Annotated in this window: 19 protein-coding genes and 1 tRNA gene; 4 read left to right on the top strand and 16 right to left on the bottom strand. The window is 36.8% G+C overall.

The features are described from left to right. Positions 1-233 precede the first annotated feature (233 nt). The 3 genes from DUT68_RS16000 to DUT68_RS16010 all read left to right on the top strand — a co-directional run bounded on the left by DUT68_RS16000 (position 234) and on the right by DUT68_RS16010 (position 2,603). Complete coding sequence (locus DUT68_RS16000) at positions 234-443, top strand: PG1828 family lipoprotein (protein ID WP_113639234.1); 210 nt, start codon at positions 234-236, stop codon at positions 441-443. 136 nt (positions 444-579) lie between these two features. Next, positions 580-1,926, top strand: coding sequence for an adenylosuccinate lyase (purB, locus tag DUT68_RS16005; protein WP_113639235.1), 1,347 nt, complete (start codon positions 580-582; stop codon positions 1,924-1,926). A 128-nt stretch (positions 1,927-2,054) separates the two neighbouring features. Beyond that, the gene (locus DUT68_RS16010; protein ID WP_113639236.1) at positions 2,055-2,603 is read left to right on the top strand and encodes a NifU family protein; all 549 of its coding nucleotides are present in this window, start codon (positions 2,055-2,057) and stop codon (positions 2,601-2,603) included. 35 nt (positions 2,604-2,638) lie between these two features. Here the strand turns inward: DUT68_RS16010 and DUT68_RS16015 are convergent, their stop codons facing one another. The 5 genes from DUT68_RS16015 to DUT68_RS16035 form a co-directional block, all read right to left on the bottom strand. Next, the gene (locus tag DUT68_RS16015) at positions 2,639-3,097 is read right to left on the bottom strand and encodes a heme-binding domain-containing protein (RefSeq protein ID WP_113639237.1); all 459 of its coding nucleotides are present in this window, start codon (positions 3,095-3,097) and stop codon (positions 2,639-2,641) included. Positions 3,098-3,235: 138 nt separating this feature from the next. Continuing rightward, positions 3,236-4,027, bottom strand: a complete 792-nt coding sequence (locus DUT68_RS16020; RefSeq protein WP_113639238.1) for an inositol monophosphatase family protein — start codon at positions 4,025-4,027, stop codon at positions 3,236-3,238. Between the two features lie 3 nt (positions 4,028-4,030). Continuing rightward, the gene (locus tag DUT68_RS16025; RefSeq protein ID WP_113639239.1) at positions 4,031-5,185 is read right to left on the bottom strand and encodes a prolipoprotein diacylglyceryl transferase; all 1,155 of its coding nucleotides are present in this window, start codon (positions 5,183-5,185) and stop codon (positions 4,031-4,033) included. A gap of 102 nt (positions 5,186-5,287) precedes the next feature. After that, complete coding sequence (gene mtaB / locus DUT68_RS16030) at positions 5,288-6,604, bottom strand: tRNA (N(6)-L-threonylcarbamoyladenosine(37)-C(2))-methylthiotransferase MtaB (RefSeq protein WP_113639240.1); 1,317 nt, start codon at positions 6,602-6,604, stop codon at positions 5,288-5,290. Positions 6,605-6,697: 93 nt separating this feature from the next. Beyond that, the gene (locus DUT68_RS16035; RefSeq protein WP_113639241.1) at positions 6,698-7,264 is read right to left on the bottom strand and encodes a UbiX family flavin prenyltransferase; all 567 of its coding nucleotides are present in this window, start codon (positions 7,262-7,264) and stop codon (positions 6,698-6,700) included. A 201-nt stretch (positions 7,265-7,465) separates the two neighbouring features. On the opposite strand from DUT68_RS16035, the gene DUT68_RS16040 reads away from it, so the two are divergent. Continuing rightward, a tRNA-Lys gene (locus DUT68_RS16040) sits at positions 7,466-7,538 on the top strand. A 43-nt stretch (positions 7,539-7,581) separates the two neighbouring features. Here DUT68_RS16040 and DUT68_RS16045 read toward each other — a convergent pair. The 11 genes from DUT68_RS16045 to DUT68_RS16100 all read right to left on the bottom strand — a co-directional run bounded on the left by DUT68_RS16045 (position 7,582) and on the right by DUT68_RS16100 (position 18,344). Continuing rightward, positions 7,582-8,574, bottom strand: a complete 993-nt coding sequence (locus DUT68_RS16045; protein ID WP_113639242.1) for a relaxase/mobilization nuclease domain-containing protein — start codon at positions 8,572-8,574, stop codon at positions 7,582-7,584. After that, on the bottom strand, positions 8,559-8,969 hold the full coding sequence (locus DUT68_RS16050; protein WP_113639243.1) for a plasmid mobilization protein: 411 nt from the start codon (positions 8,967-8,969) through the stop codon (positions 8,559-8,561). Before DUT68_RS16050 ends, DUT68_RS16045 begins: the two co-directional genes overlap by 16 nt. Positions 8,970-9,221: 252 nt before the next feature. Then, entirely contained in the window at positions 9,222-9,671 is a 450-nt protein-coding gene (locus DUT68_RS16055; protein WP_113639244.1) for a PIN domain-containing protein, read from the bottom strand. After that, positions 9,649-10,032, bottom strand: a complete 384-nt coding sequence (locus DUT68_RS16060; RefSeq protein ID WP_113639245.1) for a hypothetical protein — start codon at positions 10,030-10,032, stop codon at positions 9,649-9,651. Before DUT68_RS16060 ends, DUT68_RS16055 begins: the two co-directional genes overlap by 23 nt. A 2-nt stretch (positions 10,033-10,034) precedes the next feature. Then, the gene (locus tag DUT68_RS16065; protein ID WP_113639246.1) at positions 10,035-11,441 is read right to left on the bottom strand and encodes a hypothetical protein; all 1,407 of its coding nucleotides are present in this window, start codon (positions 11,439-11,441) and stop codon (positions 10,035-10,037) included. Continuing rightward, entirely contained in the window at positions 11,438-12,712 is a 1,275-nt protein-coding gene (locus tag DUT68_RS16070; RefSeq protein WP_113639247.1) for a hypothetical protein, read from the bottom strand. The genes DUT68_RS16065 and DUT68_RS16070 overlap by 4 nt, the downstream gene beginning before the upstream one ends. 123 nt (positions 12,713-12,835) lie before the next feature. Further along, positions 12,836-13,102 carry a helix-turn-helix domain-containing protein gene (locus DUT68_RS16075; protein ID WP_113639310.1) on the bottom strand — a complete coding sequence of 89 codons (267 nt, stop codon included), beginning with the start codon at positions 13,100-13,102 and terminating at the stop codon, positions 12,836-12,838. A 122-nt stretch (positions 13,103-13,224) separates the two neighbouring features. Further along, positions 13,225-14,337: a hypothetical protein gene (locus DUT68_RS16080; protein WP_113639248.1), complete on the bottom strand. Its 1,113-nt coding sequence runs from the start codon at positions 14,335-14,337 to the stop codon at positions 13,225-13,227. 31 nt (positions 14,338-14,368) lie between these two features. Further along, positions 14,369-15,463 (bottom strand): PIN domain-containing protein, encoded by a 1,095-nt coding sequence (locus tag DUT68_RS16085; protein WP_113639249.1) that lies wholly within the window; start codon positions 15,461-15,463, stop codon positions 14,369-14,371. A gap of 745 nt (positions 15,464-16,208) precedes the next feature. After that, a complete protein-coding gene (locus DUT68_RS16095; RefSeq protein WP_157960887.1) occupies positions 16,209-16,784 on the bottom strand; it encodes a hypothetical protein in 576 nt (191 codons plus the stop codon). A 9-nt stretch (positions 16,785-16,793) separates the two neighbouring features. Further along, positions 16,794-18,344, bottom strand: coding sequence for a hypothetical protein (locus DUT68_RS16100; RefSeq protein WP_157960888.1), 1,551 nt, complete (start codon positions 18,342-18,344; stop codon positions 16,794-16,796). Between the last annotated feature and the right edge of the window lie 503 nt (positions 18,345-18,847).

An 18,847-nucleotide genomic window follows, 5' to 3' on the forward strand; every position in this document is an offset into this window, starting at 1 on the left:
GTTGATTCAGCTGCTGCTAAAGTTGACTCAGCTGCTAAAGCTCACTAGTCAATAGTTAACGACATAAAGATCCCGAGGTTAGCCTTGGGATTTTTTTTTACAATTTAACATCCTAAAAAACAATCAATTATACATTTATTAATTTTTTTTGAAATTTTTAGGGTTACCTTTTCAAAATAGGAGTATTAACAAGTAATTAATTAATTTATATAAAGTTTAAACTTAAAAACAAAATGAAAAACTTATTCAAATTTGGCTTTTTAGCATTAGCATTGTCTTTAACTGTAGTTGCTTGTTCATCTGAGAAAAAAGCAGAAGCTACTGATTCAACTGCAATGGACTCAACAGCTGTTGTTGATTCAGCTGCTGCTACTGTAGATTCAGCTGCTGCTAAAGTTGATTCAGCTGCTGCTAAAGTTGACTCAGCTGCTAAAGCTCACTAGTCAATAGTTGAAACAGCATAAAAAAGTCTCGAGTTTAATCACTCGGGACTTTTTTCGTTTACGACATTTCGCTTTTTAGCTATGTTAATAGCCAACAAATGTTAACTTTGCAAATCTTTTTAAAAAACCAGCAACTATGACTTTATCTCCATTGCAAGCTATATCCCCTATTGATGGCCGTTACAGAAAAACCACCTCAGCATTAGCTGATTACTTTTCGGAATACGCTTTAATTAAGTATAGAGTTTTAGTAGAGATAGAATATTTTATCGCACTGGTTGAAGCAAAAATACCCGGTACCGAAAACTTCGATAGTACTTTATTCTCCAAACTGAGAGCCATCTACGAAAACTTTAGCGATATAGATGCGCAAAGTGTAAAGGAAACAGAAAGTGTGACCAACCACGATGTAAAAGCCGTGGAATACTTCATTAAAGCAAAGTTTGATCAATTGGGCCTTGAAGCCTACAAAGAATTTATCCATTTTGGATTAACTTCACAAGATATTAACAACACCGCAATTCCATACACTTTTAAGCTTGCCCTAACTGAAAGTTACTACCCAGCCTTAGAACAACTTATTACCACACTTTCCAACATTGCAAACGAATGGAAAGAGGTTTCGTTACTGGCGCATACCCACGGTCAACCTGCATCGCCTACTAAATTAGGGAAAGAGTTTATGGTGTTTGTAGAGCGTTTAAAAGTGCAGTTGGCCAATTTAAAGCAGCTACCAAATGGTGCTAAATTTGGCGGTGCAACTGGTAATTTCAATGCGCATCACATCGCCTATCCACAAATTAATTGGGTTGACTTTTCAAATCAGTTTGTAAATGAAACCTTAGGCTTAAGCAGGGCGCAATACACCACACAAATTGAGCATTATGATCAGTTTGCTGCGCAGTGCGATGCTTTAAAACGTATCAACAATATTATTATAGATTTAGATAGAGATATCTGGACCTACATTTCCAAAAATTACTTTAAGCAAAAAATAAAAGAAGGCGAAGTTGGCTCATCGGCAATGCCACACAAAGTAAACCCTATTGACTTTGAAAATGCGGAAGGTAATGCAGGAATTGCCAATGCATTATTCGAATTTTTAGCCGCTAAACTGCCAATTTCGCGTTTACAGCGAGATTTAACAGACTCAACTGTACTTAGAAATATTGGCGTGCCGATGGCGCATACTTTAATCGCAATCAACTCAACGCTAAGAGGCTTAGGAAAGATCATACTTAATCAGGCAGCTATTGATGCCGATTTGGAAGAAAACTGGGCAGTAGTTGCAGAAGCAATCCAAACCATTTTACGTAGAGAGGCTTATCCAAATCCTTACGAGGCACTGAAAGCGCTGACTAGAACCAATCAAAAAATTACTGCGAATACAATTGCAGCCTTTATTGATGAGCTAGACGTTAATGAGCAGGTAAAGGCAGAGCTAAAACAAATTACACCTTTTAGCTACACTGGTATTTTTTAAGCGCTAATGGGCTAATTGGTTCTACTATCAATACTAAAATCAATAGACCATTTTAATGTTTAATGACCTAAATTAGACAAGAAGTGGAATAGCAATTCCATATTTTTGTATTATTAAATTTTACATCAATGACTATCAACGTATATACTGAGCAAACTCCTAACCCAGCTACCATGAAATTTATGGTAAATAAGCTGCTTATTAATGGCAGTGAGGATTTTGCCACAAAAGAAAGTGCAGAAAGCTCTCCATTTGCAAAAGAATTGTTCAAATTTAATTTCGTAAACGGCGTTTTTTTTGCTAGTAATTTTGTCACTATCACTAAAACTGAAGATGCAGAATGGACTGATATCGAGGCGATTTTAAAAGAATTTGTAAAAGGTGCGGTTGAATCTGAGTTAAAGATTAAAGATGCGGCAGACGAGGCTCCTAATTTTGAGGGAACGGAGACTGAAATCAAGATTCAGCAGATTTTACACGACTACGTAAGGCCAGCGGTAGAACAAGATGGTGGTGCTATTACCTACAAATCTTTTGATGAGGGCGTAGTAACTGTGGAACTTAGAGGTTCTTGCAGCGGCTGTCCATCAAGTACCATCACGCTAAAATCGGGCATACAAAATCTACTGCAGCGCATGGTACCCGAAGTAAAGGAAGTAGTATCAGAAGCGATGTAGAAAAAAAGAGCTATCACCAAAAGATAGCTCTTTTTCTATTTTACCTTAGCCTCTATCTGTGTTTTAAGACTGTTTGCCCAATCCGCTAGTTGCTTTTTCTGCATATCATTCAGCTTCGCATTTCCATGAATAATGGTGTAAGAAGACAAAGGCATGTCACCATTAGCCACTAATTCAGCTACTTCATCTAGTTTATGAGCTTGTTTTTTAAGAGAATAAGTGCCAAACGCTGAAAAGTTAAGCTCTTCCTTCCCCTCTACAATATGATTATTTAACCACCAAGCCACCGGCTGGATATTGGCATACCATGGATAATTGGTATTGTTAGAGTGGCAATCATAACAGGAAGTTTGAAGTAGCCTACCCGTTTCTGCAGGAACCTGATAAACGGCAGCAATGTCATTAACTTCTTTTACCTCTGATTTATTTTTCTCTGGTCTAAATAACTGTATAGCCAAAAAAGCGAGCAAAAGGCCCAATAATATTTTCTTCATTGCAGTAATATTGATAAAACAATATACAACTATTGAACGAAGAAAAAGATAGCGAAAAGAGCTTATCCTTAATTTAGAATTTGATTAAAAACAAATTGGCAAAAAGCAGCTTCATTTACGGCGTTAGAAAACAAAATATCAGAAATGCCTTTTAATCGTATCTAGGATTTCCTGAGTGATTAATCCATTTGTAGCTACAATTTCTCGGGTTTCCAAATACTCACTACCACCAGAAAAGTTAAGTAGCGTACCACCTGCCTGCTTCACCAAAAAGGCACCAGCAGCCATATCATAAGAATTCAGATTGTATTCGAAGTAAGCATCAAACCTGCCACAAGCAACATAGGCCAAATCTACTGCAGCGGACCCTATCCTACGCAAACCATGACATTTCTGCATCATTTCAGTAAACAATTTGATGTATTGTGGTTGCTTATCAAATTGATAATAAGGGAAGCCAGTAGCAAGTAAGCACTGTGACAAATCTGTCGCTTGCGAAACCCTTATTTCCTTCTTATTTAAGAATGCAGGAGCACCTTTGTAGGCATAAAACATTTCGCCCCTATTGATCTCATAAACTACGCCCAATATAGGTTCGTTAGCTTCATAAAGTGCAATGCTGATGGAGAACGTGGGAATACCATGTATAAAGTTGGTGGTACCATCTAAAGGATCAATTATCCAAGTAAACGGCTTGTGGTAAGAATTTTCTGTTTCGTCCTCCTCGGTAATAAAACCAGCTTCAGGGAGTATCTTACTCAAATTTTTAACCAATTGCCTTTCAGCAGTTTTATCCACATAGGAAACCAAATCGTTCAAACCCTTGTACTCAATGGCGCTACTATCAAAAGCTAGCGCTTCCTTACGGATAAAATTACCGGTAAGTCTAGCGATGTTGATTACCTTATTACATAACAGTTCTAAATCCATCGCTTAGTAATTAGCCAATTTTTCTTTGTTCTTATACGAATAACCAACTAGTGCAGCTCCCGCGATAAACAGAATAGCAGAAATTAACTCAGCCTGTGTAAATGGAATGCCTGCAACGTGATATTTAGAGTTCACACGGATAAGTTCTACCAAGAAACGCTCCAAACCGTTAAACATCAAATAAATGCCGAACATCATCCCAGGGGTTGTAATTTTATCCCTAATTTTCCAAAGGAACCAAAAGATTAATAAGGCAGCGATAACTTCGTAAATTGGCGTTGGATAAACCGGCTGGGGCAATTCATTACAAAATTTACCAACGCAACCTGGAATTGGATCACCTTCGCCCGCTACGTTATTTGGATAAGTGTAAGCCCAAAGCCAATCAGGCAGCCAAGAAAATGGTTTTGTATTCGAATTTACAATGCCCCAATCTCCATCGCCAGCCATGTGGCAACCAATACGGCCAACGCCATATGCCAACATCATTCCTGGAGCGCCAACATCAAGCATGTGCAGTGGCTTAATGCCATTTTTATGTGCGATATACAATACAGCAGCGCCACCGCAAATCAATCCGCCGTAAAATGTTAAGCCACTAAAAGAAAGTAAACTTTCGATCGGACTCTGTATGAAACTATCCCAATGCTCTAAATTATCGAAAATTTTAGCTCCTAAAAAGCCCCAAATTGCTGCCCAAACTACCATGTTGCTCATCAACTCATACGGATGAACGGTAACTTCAACTTTCTTGGGGCTTGGTAATTTATTTTTGTCTTTCTCTTTGTACGACCAGTAAACGAAAAGTGCCGCCAAGGCTATACCTCCTAGCACGTTGCCTTTTGTAGATAACAACACACTTTGCGAATCGGCCACAAAAAGTTTATAATTAACAAGCGCATAGATTAACTTGTAACCAATTAAGAAGCCAAATACTGCATTTGAAATTAATTCGCTAGCACTTGCGGGCTCACCTACATGAGTAATCCGTTTAGTTGGCATGATTAAACCCAATGCTTCTTTTCTTTTAAGTTCTTTAGTAAAAGCCCAGTAAGCGGCTAAAAAAGCCAAGGCTACAAAAACACCAAACGTATTAAAAGGCAAGGGGATATTTACACCAAATAAATAGGATAAGAAATGAGATACCGTAGGAAACATACTTAATAAGTTTTATCGCAAAAGTACATTTAATTGTTGAATTGTGCGATTTATAAACTCTTTTGTTTCGCTTAAGCTGATTTGCCCGGTAACTTGCGGATACTAGCTGAACACGGCTTCTGCCTCAGCCACTTCCACTTCACCATCGGCGGTGATAGCCACCAATTTTACATTTTTTAGTTCGTTCACCATCAGCGGATCGTACTTGGCTTTTACTTTTACATAATTTTTAGTAAAACCATGCATGAAACCATTTTTTTGATCATCTTCAAACAGTACTTGTGCATGCGTACCAATTTGTGATTGATAGAAAGCACGACGTTTTTTATCAGATAAAATTTGTAGCATTTTATTGCGCTCGAAACGAGTACTGCCCACTACTTTTCCTGTCATTACTGCGGCTTCGGTTTGTTCGCGTTCCGAATAGGTGAATACATGTAGATAGGAAATGTCTAGACCGTTCAAAAACTCATAGGTATCCAAAAAATCCTCTTGTGTTTCGCCTGGGAACCCAACAATTACATCTACCCCAATGCAGCAATTAGGCATTAATTCTTTGATTTTTGCTACCCTATCCGTATATAGCTCACGTTGATAGCGGCGTTTCATCAAGCCTAAAATTTTGTTAGAACCTGATTGTAAAGGAATATGAAAATGTGGAACAAAACGTTTTGAAGTAGCCACAAACTCGATGATATCATTGCTTAATAAATTAGGCTCTATAGATGAAATTCTAATTCTTTCAATTCCTTCGACTTCGTCTAAAGCCTTCACCAAATCAAAAAAGCGATCTTCGCGTTTGCCTTCCCTTATCCCGAAATCTCCCAAGTTAACACCTGTAAGTACAATTTCTTTTACACCACTAGCAGCAATTTGCTGTGCCTTTTGTAGTACATTTTCGATGGTATCACTACGGCTACCACCTCTGGCCAAAGGAATTGTGCAATAAGTACAAGGGTAATCACAACCATCTTGAACCTTCAAAAAGGTACGTGTACGATCACCAATGGAATACGCGGCAATGAAATTATGATTCACCTTTTCGATATCTTGTTGATGCACAACCGCCTTAGGTTGCTTTGTTAAATCAGTGATGAACTCAACAATTCGAAATTTTTCAGCAGCGCCTAGCACCATATCCACCCCTTCAATTTCTGCAATTTCCCGAGGTTTCAATTGCGCATAGCAACCCACAATAGTTACATAAGCATTTGGCGAATACTTAAGTGCCTCTTTCACTACCTTTCTACATTTTTTATCTGCATGATCTGTAACAGAACAAGTGTTGATTACGTAAACATCAGCTGCATCAGTAAATTCTACTACAGCATAACCGGCATCAGTAAACAACCTACCAATAGTTGATGTTTCAGAGAAATTCAACTTGCATCCCAGTGTATAAAAGGCTACTTTTTTCATTAGAGGACGCAAAGATACAAAATTGTAATAAGTTGTTGATTTTGGGTGGTAAGTTTTAAGTCATAAGTTGCTTTTATGCACCCTACTTAACAGTTAGTCGTTCCAGCGGTAACTATCTTTTTCCAACCCAGCTAAATCTATCACCCTATCAACTACCGTCTGAGCAACCTCTTCTATAGACGTTGGTCTACTGTAAAAAGACGGATTGGCTGGACAAATGATCCCTCCCGCTTCGGTTACAGTTTTCATGTTTTGCAGGTGAATTAGACTAAATGGTGTATCTCTAACCACAGCAATTAATTTTCTTCGCTCTTTCAAAATCACATCCGCTGCTCTAGAAATCAAATCATTAGATATGCCATGGGCGATACGGCCGAGTGCACCCATTGAACAAGGAACAATAATCATCGTATCATATTTTGCGGATCCAGACGCGAAAGGTGCATTGAAGTCCATCTTTGCATAAAAGTCGAAATTGTAGTTACTGTATCCTTCGTCACCTAGTTCGTAAGTCCAGACTTCCTTGGCATTGTCAGACATTACTACGCCTACTTTCTCTATTTGCTCAGATAGTTTACTTAGGTTGTCTAGCAACAATTTGGCGTAAATTGATCCGCTGGCACCAGTGATAGCTACTACTATTTTTTTCTTCTTTTGCATGACACAAATATACAAGCCAAACAGTAATTGTAAGCCGGGTTTAAGTCAGCCAAATCTCATCAATTACTAGCTCGGCATTATCAAAAACGCATAAATTTCAAATAATCGAACTATAAATCAAGGAAGTACAAAATATCCTTAATTTTTATTTGCAGGTAATTTAACATAATTCTATATTTGCACCTCCTTAGAACAAAGGAAGATTCCGTAGCTCAGCTGGTAGAGCATTACACTTTTAATGTAGTGGTCCTGGGTTCGAATCCCAGCGGGATCACATAAGGCGCAAGAAGTTGCGCCTTTTCTGTTTAAATGACAATTTAAACGGCCATCCGTAAAAAATAATAGGTCATTTCTACCCATGTATATCCCTGGTCATTGTTCCTAAATACTACAGCGAGCTGTCGTTTTTGTAGTTCGGAGATAAAGGTGTTTTTGCTTATCGATTGGTAGCTATTCAGCACTTTATCGATATGCTCCTTGATGCTGTCCCTATACGTTTTTCTGATTTCCCTGCTCCGTTCAAATTTCTTTTCTACCTTGTCCAAGGTTGGTCTGCCAGTAAGCTGGCTTGCCTTAAAGGGGATGCCGGTTCTTTTGCCGTTCTGGTCAATAATGGAATAGACTAGCCCACGTTTTTCGAACATTACCGTTTCCTCTTTGCCACGGTCTGCGGTGATATTGAACTGTTTCAGGATCGCGTTGTATTCGGCAACAGAGGTAAATTTATAGCTGCGCATGACGGCCGACACTACGTTATTGATCGCTCTTTTGGTGGGCGTTTTTCCGTAAATGACTTTTTCGATATCAATAGGTGGTATCGCCAATGCCTCGCTCTTTTGCCTGCCCTCGGCCTTGATCAGCCCATATTCGATTTCCAGTTCCTTACGTGCGGTTTCCGATACCGTTCTGCCAATGCCGTGGATATCCATTCTTTCGCCATCCGCATTGATATTCGTGGTCACGATGTGCAGGTGCGGATGGTTGGCATCTTGGTGCTGATAGACCAGAAATGGTTGTTCGCCAAAACCGATTTTATCCATATAGCTGTCGGCAATCTGTTGCAAAACGGGAAGTGTTAGCTTATCCTCCCTGTCGAAGTTCAGCATGATATGGATGGCGTTGGTCTTGACGTTTGGTTTAAGGAAAGTGAGGTGTTCAAATCGGGCAAGCTTGGCATCGAAGTCCAATCTGTCCAGTTCTGTACCAAAACGGCTGGCCATGATGAGCTTCGCTTCTTTATCCGCAACCTTATTCTCATTATAGAGCAGCAGCCCTCTGATGCTCTGCCCGCTGATTATCTTTGTAACCATTTTTCGGTAAGCTGGGAGATGAGAGACAGTAGGCGTTCTACTTTTATATCGACTTTTTTATAGAGGTCGGCAATTTGTAGCACGTATTGTTGCCTGTTGTTTTCTCTGGTCTTTTCTTGGTTGAATGTGCGAGTAATCTGGTTGATATTGATACCTATGGCCTTGAGCTCTTTGCGGATGCTGGTGAGTTCCTCCATTGGGGCATTCATCGTAATGTCCCTGTATGTGCAGTTGATCTTTTCCCTTGTGATGAGTTTTCGGGCAAGTTCGCCGATGCTCTGGCAGGTACTGTTTGCAAGTAGCCTTTCTAGTCGTTGGTAGGTCTCCTTGTTCACCCTTGTCCTAATGGGATGGATCAGTTTGTCGCTATCCTTATTGGCTGCTTTTATGCTCATATAGGTACATCTCTGAGAAGTTCAGGCAGGCACGAGTTCCGAGTGCCTGCTCCGACCGTAAGGGCGGCAAGATATTTTTGTCCTGTGGACAAAAATACATCTTGCCAAACACTCGGGTTTTTGCACTTGACCCATGGAACAGTGGTGCTGAACTTGGATTTTTTACTTGATTAACGGAAGCAAAAATGAGTGGTATTATTGGGAGTGATTGACAAGGTGGTGGGCAGTTGTCAAAGATAAATTAGCCGTATCTCAAAAAGCTAATTGGACAGCATTGGTAGCTTCAACGTAGGTTTGGATTTTGGTGTCGTTAGTTATAAGAATGCCATCAACATGTATGGCGCTAGATAAAATAATTTTATCATGATTTTCCAGTTTGATGATATTATTGTCAATTTGGGAATAAATCTTTAGCACCTCTAGCTCTATACCTTTTATCTCAACATCTTCGTTATCAAGCAATGGAGATAAAATTTCATATTTAAATTGAGATGCTATCTCATCGTCTTTTGTGTTTAACTGCTTTTGAAATAATTCTACCAATACTATACTTGGTAAAATAATTTTATGCGTTATGTAATCAGGGCTTAAGCAATGGTCTATTTCCTGACGTATTCGCTTAGAAAGTCTATCTTGCTCTTTGAAGAAAGTATTATAATAATTGATAAATGAAACTGAATCAAAAACATAAAGATGAGTCATGAGTGTGATCTTTATAATTTTGCAGTAAAATAATCAATGCGTCTTCAAGACTTTCACCAATCTTATACCTGCTATGGTTTAATATATATTTAATAAAATCTCTATTTAACAGCTCTATATCAAAACTGCCCACATTTGCTAAATCAAAAAAAGTATCAATCTGCTCCAATGTAACTGGCTTACCTGAATTAATCTTTTTCTGTATATAATGGGTAAAAAAATATGCAAGTATTGCCAAATTGCTTTCCCAATCATAGCATTGTTGGATTAAACATTTAAGATCTTCATCATCAATTTCTGAGGAGTTGTAATGGGATTCTAGAAATTTTTCTAGTCCATCTCGACTTAAACAAAAATTCATTCCTATTTTCCAGCTTTAATTTTACTTATCAGGTCAACAGTTTGTGATTTAGCTACCATCTCTTCATCACTAATTGATGTATCAGATTTTTTAGAAAAATATCCCTTGATAAAGTCTGTGTCAATATTTTTAACGTCAGCTTCTGATGCAAGCTCCAAAATATGATTGGCATTTTTTAACATCTTGGAAATATTCATCTCTGAATTATTTGCAAGTGAAACTATACTATCTTCGTTGAAAGGGTATAGCTCATCACCAGTATATGAACTCTCTCTAAATTCTAATAAATATTTTTTTATCAGAGTTACAGCATGCTTATTTTCCAGTTTACTAAAGTTGATTATATGTTTTTGTTCGGTTGAAGAAGGAATCATCGGCACACGCTGTTCCATGCCAGCTAAACTCCATGCTTCTTGCATTAAACGAGGAACACCAGCATGCAATGCTAAGAAAAAGTTAAAAAATCCGATTCTTGCATTCAAATATCCACCATCAAAAAGTACGGCTCTTAATTGAGTTGAGAAGTCTTTTTTCTGATTTGAACTTTGAAAATCAGGGATTTTCTCAAAATCGTCAACTAACACATAAGAACCGTTGAAACCAGCGGCTAGGAATAGACCAACTAGATGGTCAAACACGAAATCAAGCTTTGCCTTATCTTTTCTAAGTGTTTTGTAATATTCTACAAAAGTTTCTTGGTTAGAAAGTGATACAGTAGTCAAATCTCTATACAAAGGAAATTCTGACGGTAGGGACGTCAACCATGAATTTTCTAGAATTACTTTAGTGAAATACTTTTTGTAACATGAGACATTCGATCTGACCCATTCTGTATTATTTAGATTGTTAATGAGCTCCGCTTCTTCAAGTTCACTTGGATCACTTCCTTCATTCCACTTATTTAAGTTTGTTATAGCTTCATATCTAAGCACAGCTAATGCTTCATTTATAATATTACTCTTACATATCGCAAGAAAAAAATTGTCCACAAACTTGTCGAAATTCTTAACGACCCCACTACCTTCTGGAGAAAAATATATAGAAAAACATTTATTCTGATTGTCAGAAATATCCAAACAGTAATCTTTATTGATCGTTTTATGAAGCTGCAAAAGAAATGAAGATTTGCCATTTCCCCTTCCGATGAATGACGTATCAGATATAAAAGCTAAGCGTAAATGGTCGGGGTTTGCCTGAGGAACCTTTAAAAAATTAAGCGATATTTTGTTAAACTCATCCAGCCTAATAGATTCCTCATAAATGCTTCCATTATATTTTTTCTCTGGAGAATCTTGATTTACATACGGAGTACTCGGAAATGGATTTTCCACTAGAGCGTATTGCTCAAATTTTTTATTAAGTGTTTCTCCACTGATAACTCCGGTGGCTTTTTTTAATATTTTACTCATTTTATATCTATGGCTATAATATTCCTAAGCTTGTTGTCAATCAAGATTGGGTCACGTTTTAAATATATTGCTTTATTTTCAGACGGCAATTTATCTGCTTCTAAAGATATACTAATTTTTAGTTGTCCTCGAAGATTAAGATTGTACACTACAATTAATAATTCTAAAAATTTTCTATAGGAAATTTTTGTTTTGAAGCAGACTATATCTCTTAAATCTGCCAAGTTTACAAAGTAACTACTGTACGATCTCTTTAATTCCAAATATGATTCATATAGGGTAGAGATAAAATTATCATCAAAATCATCCCATTTCGGGTTATGGATGTATAAACTTTCACCATTACTATACTCAAATGCTTTATCAAAGCCATCAGAATTGACATCTCTGTAAATTACAGATGTGGGATAAACAATTTTCCCACTTATGCTTGGAAAGAACTCGGTAACGTTTAAAAATCCTAGTTGTTTGGCTCTATATGTCCAAAGGTCAAAATAACTCAAACTGTTGATCTTTAAGTTATACACACTCCTTAGGAAGAAATTAAGCCAGAAATCTCTAATTCTCTTAATAATTAAATTGTATTGGTCAGGATCTAAAAGTTGAAAGTTATTTCCAATTAACTTAGTTTCAATTAATCTGTTAATAAGATCGTTGTTAGCAGAAGAAAGAGACATTGTTTTAGAAATATGCTTTTTAATATCTTTTTCCAGTTGATCTCTTAGCACCTCTAGATACTCCTTAAGCATATTCTTAGCAACAATTTCTTCCTTTGAAAAATGCAATTTTAACGGTGAGTAAATGGGAAAAATTAAAGTTCCTCCATTTTTTGGATTGATCTTGTATAGTGAAGAAATTAGGTAATGAAATCCATAGGTGCGGCTTTCGATAAGAACGAACATTTTATCATTGAATTTGTCAGCACCATATTTGTTGTATATTTCAAGTAACTCTGTTCCTTTTTTTGTTAGTTCTAGTTTTAGATCACTTACCACTATTAGCCCCAAGTTAGAGGCTTCTTCCTCGACCTCTTGAAACGTATATCTGTATCTAGTTAACTGTTTATGCGTTAATTCTGTAGCAAAGGAGCCAATTTTTTTATATCGAGACTCTCCAAGATTAAGGTTTTCCTTTAACGTCCTAAAATGATGAAATGCTCTATCTTTTTCATAATACTTTTCTACGGATCTTAGAAGAATATGGAAGTACTCAAAGAAATAGAATTTCTTCAGTTCTGTAAGCTTGTAATCTAATTCTTCAAAAATGTTCATCTAAATCCGCAGAAATTATCTGCTGTTAAAGTTAGCTATTCTTATCGAAGAATAAAATCTTCGATAAGAACCGCAGATAGATAAAGTAACCTCGGTTTTTAAGGTGCAGCATTTTCATTTAAGTCATTTTCCGTTAATTAGGGATGCCACATCGTCATATTTGTAGAACATTAAGCCACCAACCTTACTGTACTTAAGCTTCCCCGAGTCCCGAAGGCTTTGAAGGGTTCCAGGTGAAATGCTAAGTAGCTTGCGGACTTCATAGCTTTTCAGCCATTCCTTTTGCTCGCTGTTTTTGTGCAGCTTTTGTCCTGGTCTTCTTAATTCGGAAAACAGTTCCTGTTTGAATTGTTCTAGATCTTCTTTCGTTATAAATTCGATAATTGCCATAAAAAACATTTCTATTGTATGGCACAAAACTGCTTGGAACAGCTTAAATTCGTTGACAAGTCCATAGCAAGGTTGCCAAAAAAAATAGCAGTAATACCGTTGGAATTGCCAATAATGGGATTTTAGTAATACCTGTACTTAGCTTTTAACGAACTTAAGCAATCGTTTTTGAGTTCTGTTCTCAAAACGTGAGAAGAGGAGGCTGTTATTTGATCTACCAATCCGACCTCTTTTTGTATTCTCCTAGAAACGATACGTCTTGTATAATCCTGATCAAACAAATTAAAATTACCAGCATATTGTATCATTTGGCTAACGTCATCTAGTATCGATTCATTAAAGTAAATTGGCCCGTTTGTTAATTTAAATCTAATACCTCTACAAATAAGATCAAATAAAGTGCCTCTAACAGCATTCAACGTTGTATTATAAATATGTGTTATTGAATTACCAATCCATAATCCAGCACCTATAAAATTTTCATTTTTAAAATCATGGACTGTTGAAATTGCTTCCTCCATTAGTGATGGGAATACCATGCTACTTATGCCATGATTTAACATAGGAGAAGCATCTTCTGAAAAAATTTTCTGAACATAGATAATTTCTGCTCTGCCATTAGCTATTTCATTATTAATAATCGTCTCGTAGTTAGCATCTAGCTTCTTGCCATTCTCATCAATTATTAAGATTAAATAGTAATCTTTAACATCAAATTCTTTCAAAGCAGAAATAATTTCACAGATAGCTCTGCCGGAAACTACCGTATCTAAAAAAACGAACCCTTCAGAATCGTTGTTCAGAAATCGTTCTGAAGGAAGTAGTTCCCAAGTGTTTATGGCAAATCTTGGCGCAAGTTCATCAACCATCAATCGGTAGAATGAAGTAAAAGGAGTAGATCTTTTATTTAAAAAATCATCAAGTACTTTTACCCAAAATCGCCTGCTTTGCTCAGATGTCATTTCTAAATCGGCATTGCCCCAATCAGATGTAAATGGTAAAAGCCATACTTTACGTTTTGTGTTGAAAGTATGCAAATCTAAAAATGAAGTGCGAAAATGATTATAAACATGATAAGTGTAGTAATAAAATGGATAAGCCCCACGGCTTGGAATTATAAAGTTATTGTAATTCTGTTTTTGTAATTCCAGCATTTTATCGCAAAGCTTAAAGCAGGCATCAGCATATGAAATAACGGCTGATGGGGTAATTATTTCTAATAATTTTTCATTCATTTTAAATGGCTGCTACATTATATTCATATGGCTAATAAAAATAGTCAGGGCCATCAATATTTAAGTCTTTGCTATTGTTTATTTCATCTATTTGAGGGTCATCGTCATATTCTTCAGTATCTACAATTTCGAAAAATATTTTAACAGGTATTTTTAAATCATCATCAGATAGAGTTAAATCTTTAGTTTCCCTCCAAAGCATTACTTTATCTTCGCTGTCCCAAATACCTGTTTCTTCATCATCAATATTTAAGACAACTTTGTACCGAATATGAGCCATTACTTCGATGTAAATATATTGATCGTCTATCTTGTCGCTTTCTACTCCTATAATTTCGTAAGATTTGGATACAATTTCGAGTTCTTCTATGGAGATTTCGTGTATATCCATATAATTTACAGCATTATCATAAGTGCTATCTATCCATAATTGATCTTCTACCCAATCTAATATTTCCTTATCAATCTGTTCTGATTTTTCATAGTAGATCTTTTCAAGTATACTAATTCGATCTTCAAGCAGTAATTTTAATTTATCTTGAACGTATTTTTCATACTCATGGTCGACAACGACACTGCCATAGGTATGTTTTGTAAAATCTTTATCTTGAGTTAGAATGATAGCTTTAGATTTATGATCCGCTGACCAAGAAGCTATATGGGCTAGAGCAAAGGCATCAGGAAATTCTGCTTTTTTATCAGCACCTCCAAATGGAGAACGGCCATGAAAATAATCCTCAAAGACACTTTTGATATTTAAAACAGGATATTCGAGAACTGTCGCCCCAGCTTCATCAATTGCATCAGATAATAACTCATTAAATTCTAGGCATAAATCGTTGACTTTAGGAAACTTTTGAAGTATATCTTTTCCAGACTTATTATTTCTCAGAACCCTGATATCATTCGTTTTATCATTAATTAGTTGATTGTGCTTTTCAATTGCTCCTGTAATCCTTTTTTTATATTGGTTTTTTACTTCTTCAATCGTAATTATTGAAAAATATAATTTAAAATAACCTTTAGTCGCAAGGGAGAATATCGACTTTATCCTTTTTCCTTCAAGAAAATTTTCCTTAATAAAAAGCGATGTATCTAAAAAAATGTTGTCTATTTTTTTTGCCATTATCCAAAGTTAAATATTTCTAAATTCAAAATTTGTTTAGTTAGAACATTAATTAATAATGGATATTAAGTACTAATTATCAAATAAATAGATTATATTTGTAAGTATCAAATTGTTCTTTAAAGTTAGTCAATTCATATTAAAATAACTGGTGCCCAATTTGGTGCCCAATTAGAAATGACGATTAATTATTATTTATAACTTGCTCATTTAGTATCGCTTGGATTATTAAGTTATTATCCCAGCGGGATCACAAGATGGGAAAGACTAGAAAATCTAGTTCTTTCCCATTTTTACTTTTATCTAACTCCTTACCGACCAATGAAATAAGCGATACACCAGGATGCCGCTTGGTTATTCGATACCCTACTCCATTAAACACCAATTTTTGCGGATAAATTGCCTGTATTACTTTTCTTTGATATTTAACCTCCTTTTTCGGATATTCCGAAATGATCTTCATAATCTTATTTACCATTATATCGATCAGTTCTGAAGGGCAATCACTAGGAACTCGCGACGCTTTGAACCATTAGAAAAGCGTCAATATCAACACTAGAACGGTAGTTGAACCATTCCATCACGGAAAAAAGCCCTCAAGGAAATCCAGTAGATTACCAAGCAGAGCGAAGCCGAACTGATGGAATTGGATAAGTGGTTGCAGAAAGCCTACAATGATTATAGGAGCGGATAATACAATCTATTTCTTGTTGAATATTTTGTCCCATAAATATAATATTATAGACTATCTAATGTTAAAGATCTCAATGATATAAGGCCTCATAAAAATTGCTTCGGTAAATAATCGGGTAACTTTATTCTGCTGTTTGTACAATCTTTCTGAAAGCGAAGTTTCTGCATCCCTTTCGTTGCTATATTTAATGACTGGATCATTTAAAGCAATTGCCGCATTGACTGCTGAATTAAAGCTGATAAGCGGCCTGCCTTCGTTGTCCTTATATTTTTTCTGCTCAGGAGAACTCCCAAAAATTATCACAGGAATCACAATTTTTGCTTTTGTCTTGCCCACTAAAATGGCAGAAAAATCGATTTTCTTAAGCTTGATGTACTCTGGGAATATTTTAAATGCGAGGCTATCATTGGCGACTATATTAGTGGCGAACGCTTTTCCATTGACTTTTAATACCGTCAATTCAAAATTTAGCGCATAGATCAGTAAACTATCTTTTGGGCTTTTCCATTCGGAAAGAACATTATGTATCGACTTTCCGATTTTTTCCTCAGCGACATATCTATTCTGGCCCAACGATACGGTCCAGATTAGACAAACAATTATTGATAAGACAGTGGCCTTTTTCATATGCATTAATTATGGACATTTAGTTCCCACATAGCCAACCAAAGTAGTATTTCTCTCTTGACCGTTCATCGTAACTTGTGCTGAAGTTAAAGATATTACGCCCGCTATCGCCATGGCATATGCACGGTCAGATGGAAAGTTAGGATTAAAGGCAAGGATTGCATCCCGCATACCGTTTACAAAATTAGTATAGCCCATAGGCCAATGTTGTGGGTCTTGAACGCCAATAAGTCGACCCCCATTAACGGTTAATCCACCAAATTGGTTGTTAAATTCTACTTCTCCCAGTAGCCGTTTTTTTTCGGCGAGATAGGCATGCAGCGCTTCATGGTACATCGTTACCAGAATGTATTCCTTGGTCGCATTATTCAGTACATCAGGATTCAATCCTATTTTATAACTGCTGGTAGTTACGCCGTTTACGGTGTATTGGCTTAAACCATTCTGATGACCATCAATGGTACCACCAGCAAGTGTTGAATCAACTGAGAAAACAACATTTGTTTTATCATCCTTCCCAAAAGCACTTTTAATCAAATTTGCAATATCAGCTTTCAACGTAGTTAGCTGTTTCACTAGATTCTTTGCGCATGGATATCCAGTAAGATTATCCCTTACATCTAAGCACGGCTCCAGTCCAGTATTCCCACCTACGCACTCTTCACATACATCATAATAGGCATTTCCATTAACATCTCGATTGCAGTCCACATAGATATCGGTATTACTTCCCCCGGGATTAGGACTGCCAGGATTGGTGGACTTACAGATGGTGTACTGGTACCCAAGATTCTCCCAATATACAATGTTGCCAAATTCGTCCCGCTCGATATAGACCAAGTAGTAGTTCTCACAGTCCTGTCCCTCAAACTCGGGAGTGATTGCACTGATGCTACCCGCCGTTACCGCGAGCTTTCCTATGCCTCCAGAGGTATTTCCCGAACCAGGCAGGGCAAGCTGGCCGTTAAGCAGTGTTTTTTTCTTCGCAACCTTTGCAATTCCCTTTCTGACTCTGCCATTTTCATAGTAGCGACCAATCTTGTACACATAATTCAAATTATATGTCATCACCGCTCCTGTAAATCCACTCAGGTTTTCATCCGATACCTCCATGAGTATCTTTTCGCCACTGTTGCCGATTTCCGTAGCGTTAGAAAATACTTCCACGATTTTGCCTTCCTTTATACTTTCACCTTGAGTCTCAAATATTATCTTCCTAGCATAGGCACTTGTCTTTGTGCCTAAACTAAATTCGGGCAATGGCACCGTTACCAGCTTTTTGCCACTTGATGTCGTCTCTATCACTGCTTGGTCCCAAATGGGATTTACCTTAACGTTACTACCATTGTTCGTGCCTGTTTTTTCTGAAGAGAGCACATACCTGTTACGAGACTCGAAATTAATAGTTTCCCGTTGGAAAAACTGTTTCGCATTTCCGATAAGGGCTTGATTTAATTGGGCCATTCCCTCATTGCTGTCACGCTTGCAGGAATACATTAAAATTGTAGTTAACAGCAGGACCAATGCCCATGCTGAAATTTTGAGGTTAATTTTTTTCACTGACTGCTGGCCTTACGTCTATTATCGGCCTATGACCAAGGTATGAATAGCAAGTCATCAAGCCAGTATTGTAAACAAAAAGTTACATCGTTAAATATAATGCCAATGAGCCAGGCCTCGGGAAAGAGAAGTTTATTTTTTTGCAGAAATTAAAAATATTACACCTTCTAAGCTGGTAAAAATTTTATACATGATTTTAAAAGCCGGCGTAAGAATTGCGCCGTTCCTGTTTATATCGCAACAAGTAAGGATTTCATCAAAAGTAACCACAAACCTTCGCTCCAAACTGGCACCAAACTCATAGATAACAACATTCACGATCTAAGATTCTATAGAATTTCAAGCAGCTGATCTTTCTAACTTTTTTGATACGCAAAATCCTGCATATCCTACATTTACAAACAAAATCTTCAGAAGATAAACCTACTACACCCGAGCCAGTAATGCTCTTTCGATTTATGTAATTTTAAGAGATTTAAAGTAAAAACAGCGTGATTAAATAT

This window comes from Pedobacter zeaxanthinifaciens, from assembly GCF_003313335.1.
GTDB classification, from domain to species: domain Bacteria; phylum Bacteroidota; class Bacteroidia; order Sphingobacteriales; family Sphingobacteriaceae; genus Pedobacter; species Pedobacter zeaxanthinifaciens.

Excerpts from the sequence above, each read along its gene's own strand:
- DUT68_RS16000 (WP_113639234.1), top strand. The coding sequence starts at position 234 with ATGAAAAACTTATTCAAATTTGGCTTTTTAGCATTAGCATTGTCTTTA.
- purB (WP_113639235.1), top strand. The coding sequence starts at position 580 with ATGACTTTATCTCCATTGCAAGCTATATCCCCTATTGATGGCCGTTAC.
- DUT68_RS16010 (WP_113639236.1), top strand. The coding sequence starts at position 2,055 with ATGACTATCAACGTATATACTGAGCAAACTCCTAACCCAGCTACCATG.
- DUT68_RS16015 (WP_113639237.1), bottom strand. The coding sequence starts at position 3,097 with ATGAAGAAAATATTATTGGGCCTTTTGCTCGCTTTTTTGGCTATACAG.
- DUT68_RS16020 (WP_113639238.1), bottom strand. The coding sequence starts at position 4,027 with ATGGATTTAGAACTGTTATGTAATAAGGTAATCAACATCGCTAGACTT.
- DUT68_RS16025 (WP_113639239.1), bottom strand. The coding sequence starts at position 5,185 with ATGTTTCCTACGGTATCTCATTTCTTATCCTATTTATTTGGTGTAAAT.
- mtaB (WP_113639240.1), bottom strand. The coding sequence starts at position 6,604 with ATGAAAAAAGTAGCCTTTTATACACTGGGATGCAAGTTGAATTTCTCT.
- DUT68_RS16035 (WP_113639241.1), bottom strand. The coding sequence starts at position 7,264 with ATGCAAAAGAAGAAAAAAATAGTAGTAGCTATCACTGGTGCCAGCGGA.
- DUT68_RS16045 (WP_113639242.1), bottom strand. The coding sequence starts at position 8,574 with ATGGTTACAAAGATAATCAGCGGGCAGAGCATCAGAGGGCTGCTGCTC.
- DUT68_RS16050 (WP_113639243.1), bottom strand. The coding sequence starts at position 8,969 with ATGAGCATAAAAGCAGCCAATAAGGATAGCGACAAACTGATCCATCCC.
- DUT68_RS16055 (WP_113639244.1), bottom strand. The coding sequence starts at position 9,671 with ATGACTCATCTTTATGTTTTTGATTCAGTTTCATTTATCAATTATTAT.
- DUT68_RS16060 (WP_113639245.1), bottom strand. The coding sequence starts at position 10,032 with ATGAATTTTTGTTTAAGTCGAGATGGACTAGAAAAATTTCTAGAATCC.
- DUT68_RS16065 (WP_113639246.1), bottom strand. The coding sequence starts at position 11,441 with ATGAGTAAAATATTAAAAAAAGCCACCGGAGTTATCAGTGGAGAAACA.
- DUT68_RS16070 (WP_113639247.1), bottom strand. The coding sequence starts at position 12,712 with ATGAACATTTTTGAAGAATTAGATTACAAGCTTACAGAACTGAAGAAA.
- DUT68_RS16075 (WP_113639310.1), bottom strand. The coding sequence starts at position 13,102 with ATGGCAATTATCGAATTTATAACGAAAGAAGATCTAGAACAATTCAAA.
- DUT68_RS16080 (WP_113639248.1), bottom strand. The coding sequence starts at position 14,337 with ATGAATGAAAAATTATTAGAAATAATTACCCCATCAGCCGTTATTTCA.
- DUT68_RS16085 (WP_113639249.1), bottom strand. The coding sequence starts at position 15,463 with ATGGCAAAAAAAATAGACAACATTTTTTTAGATACATCGCTTTTTATT.
- DUT68_RS16095 (WP_157960887.1), bottom strand. The coding sequence starts at position 16,784 with ATGAAAAAGGCCACTGTCTTATCAATAATTGTTTGTCTAATCTGGACC.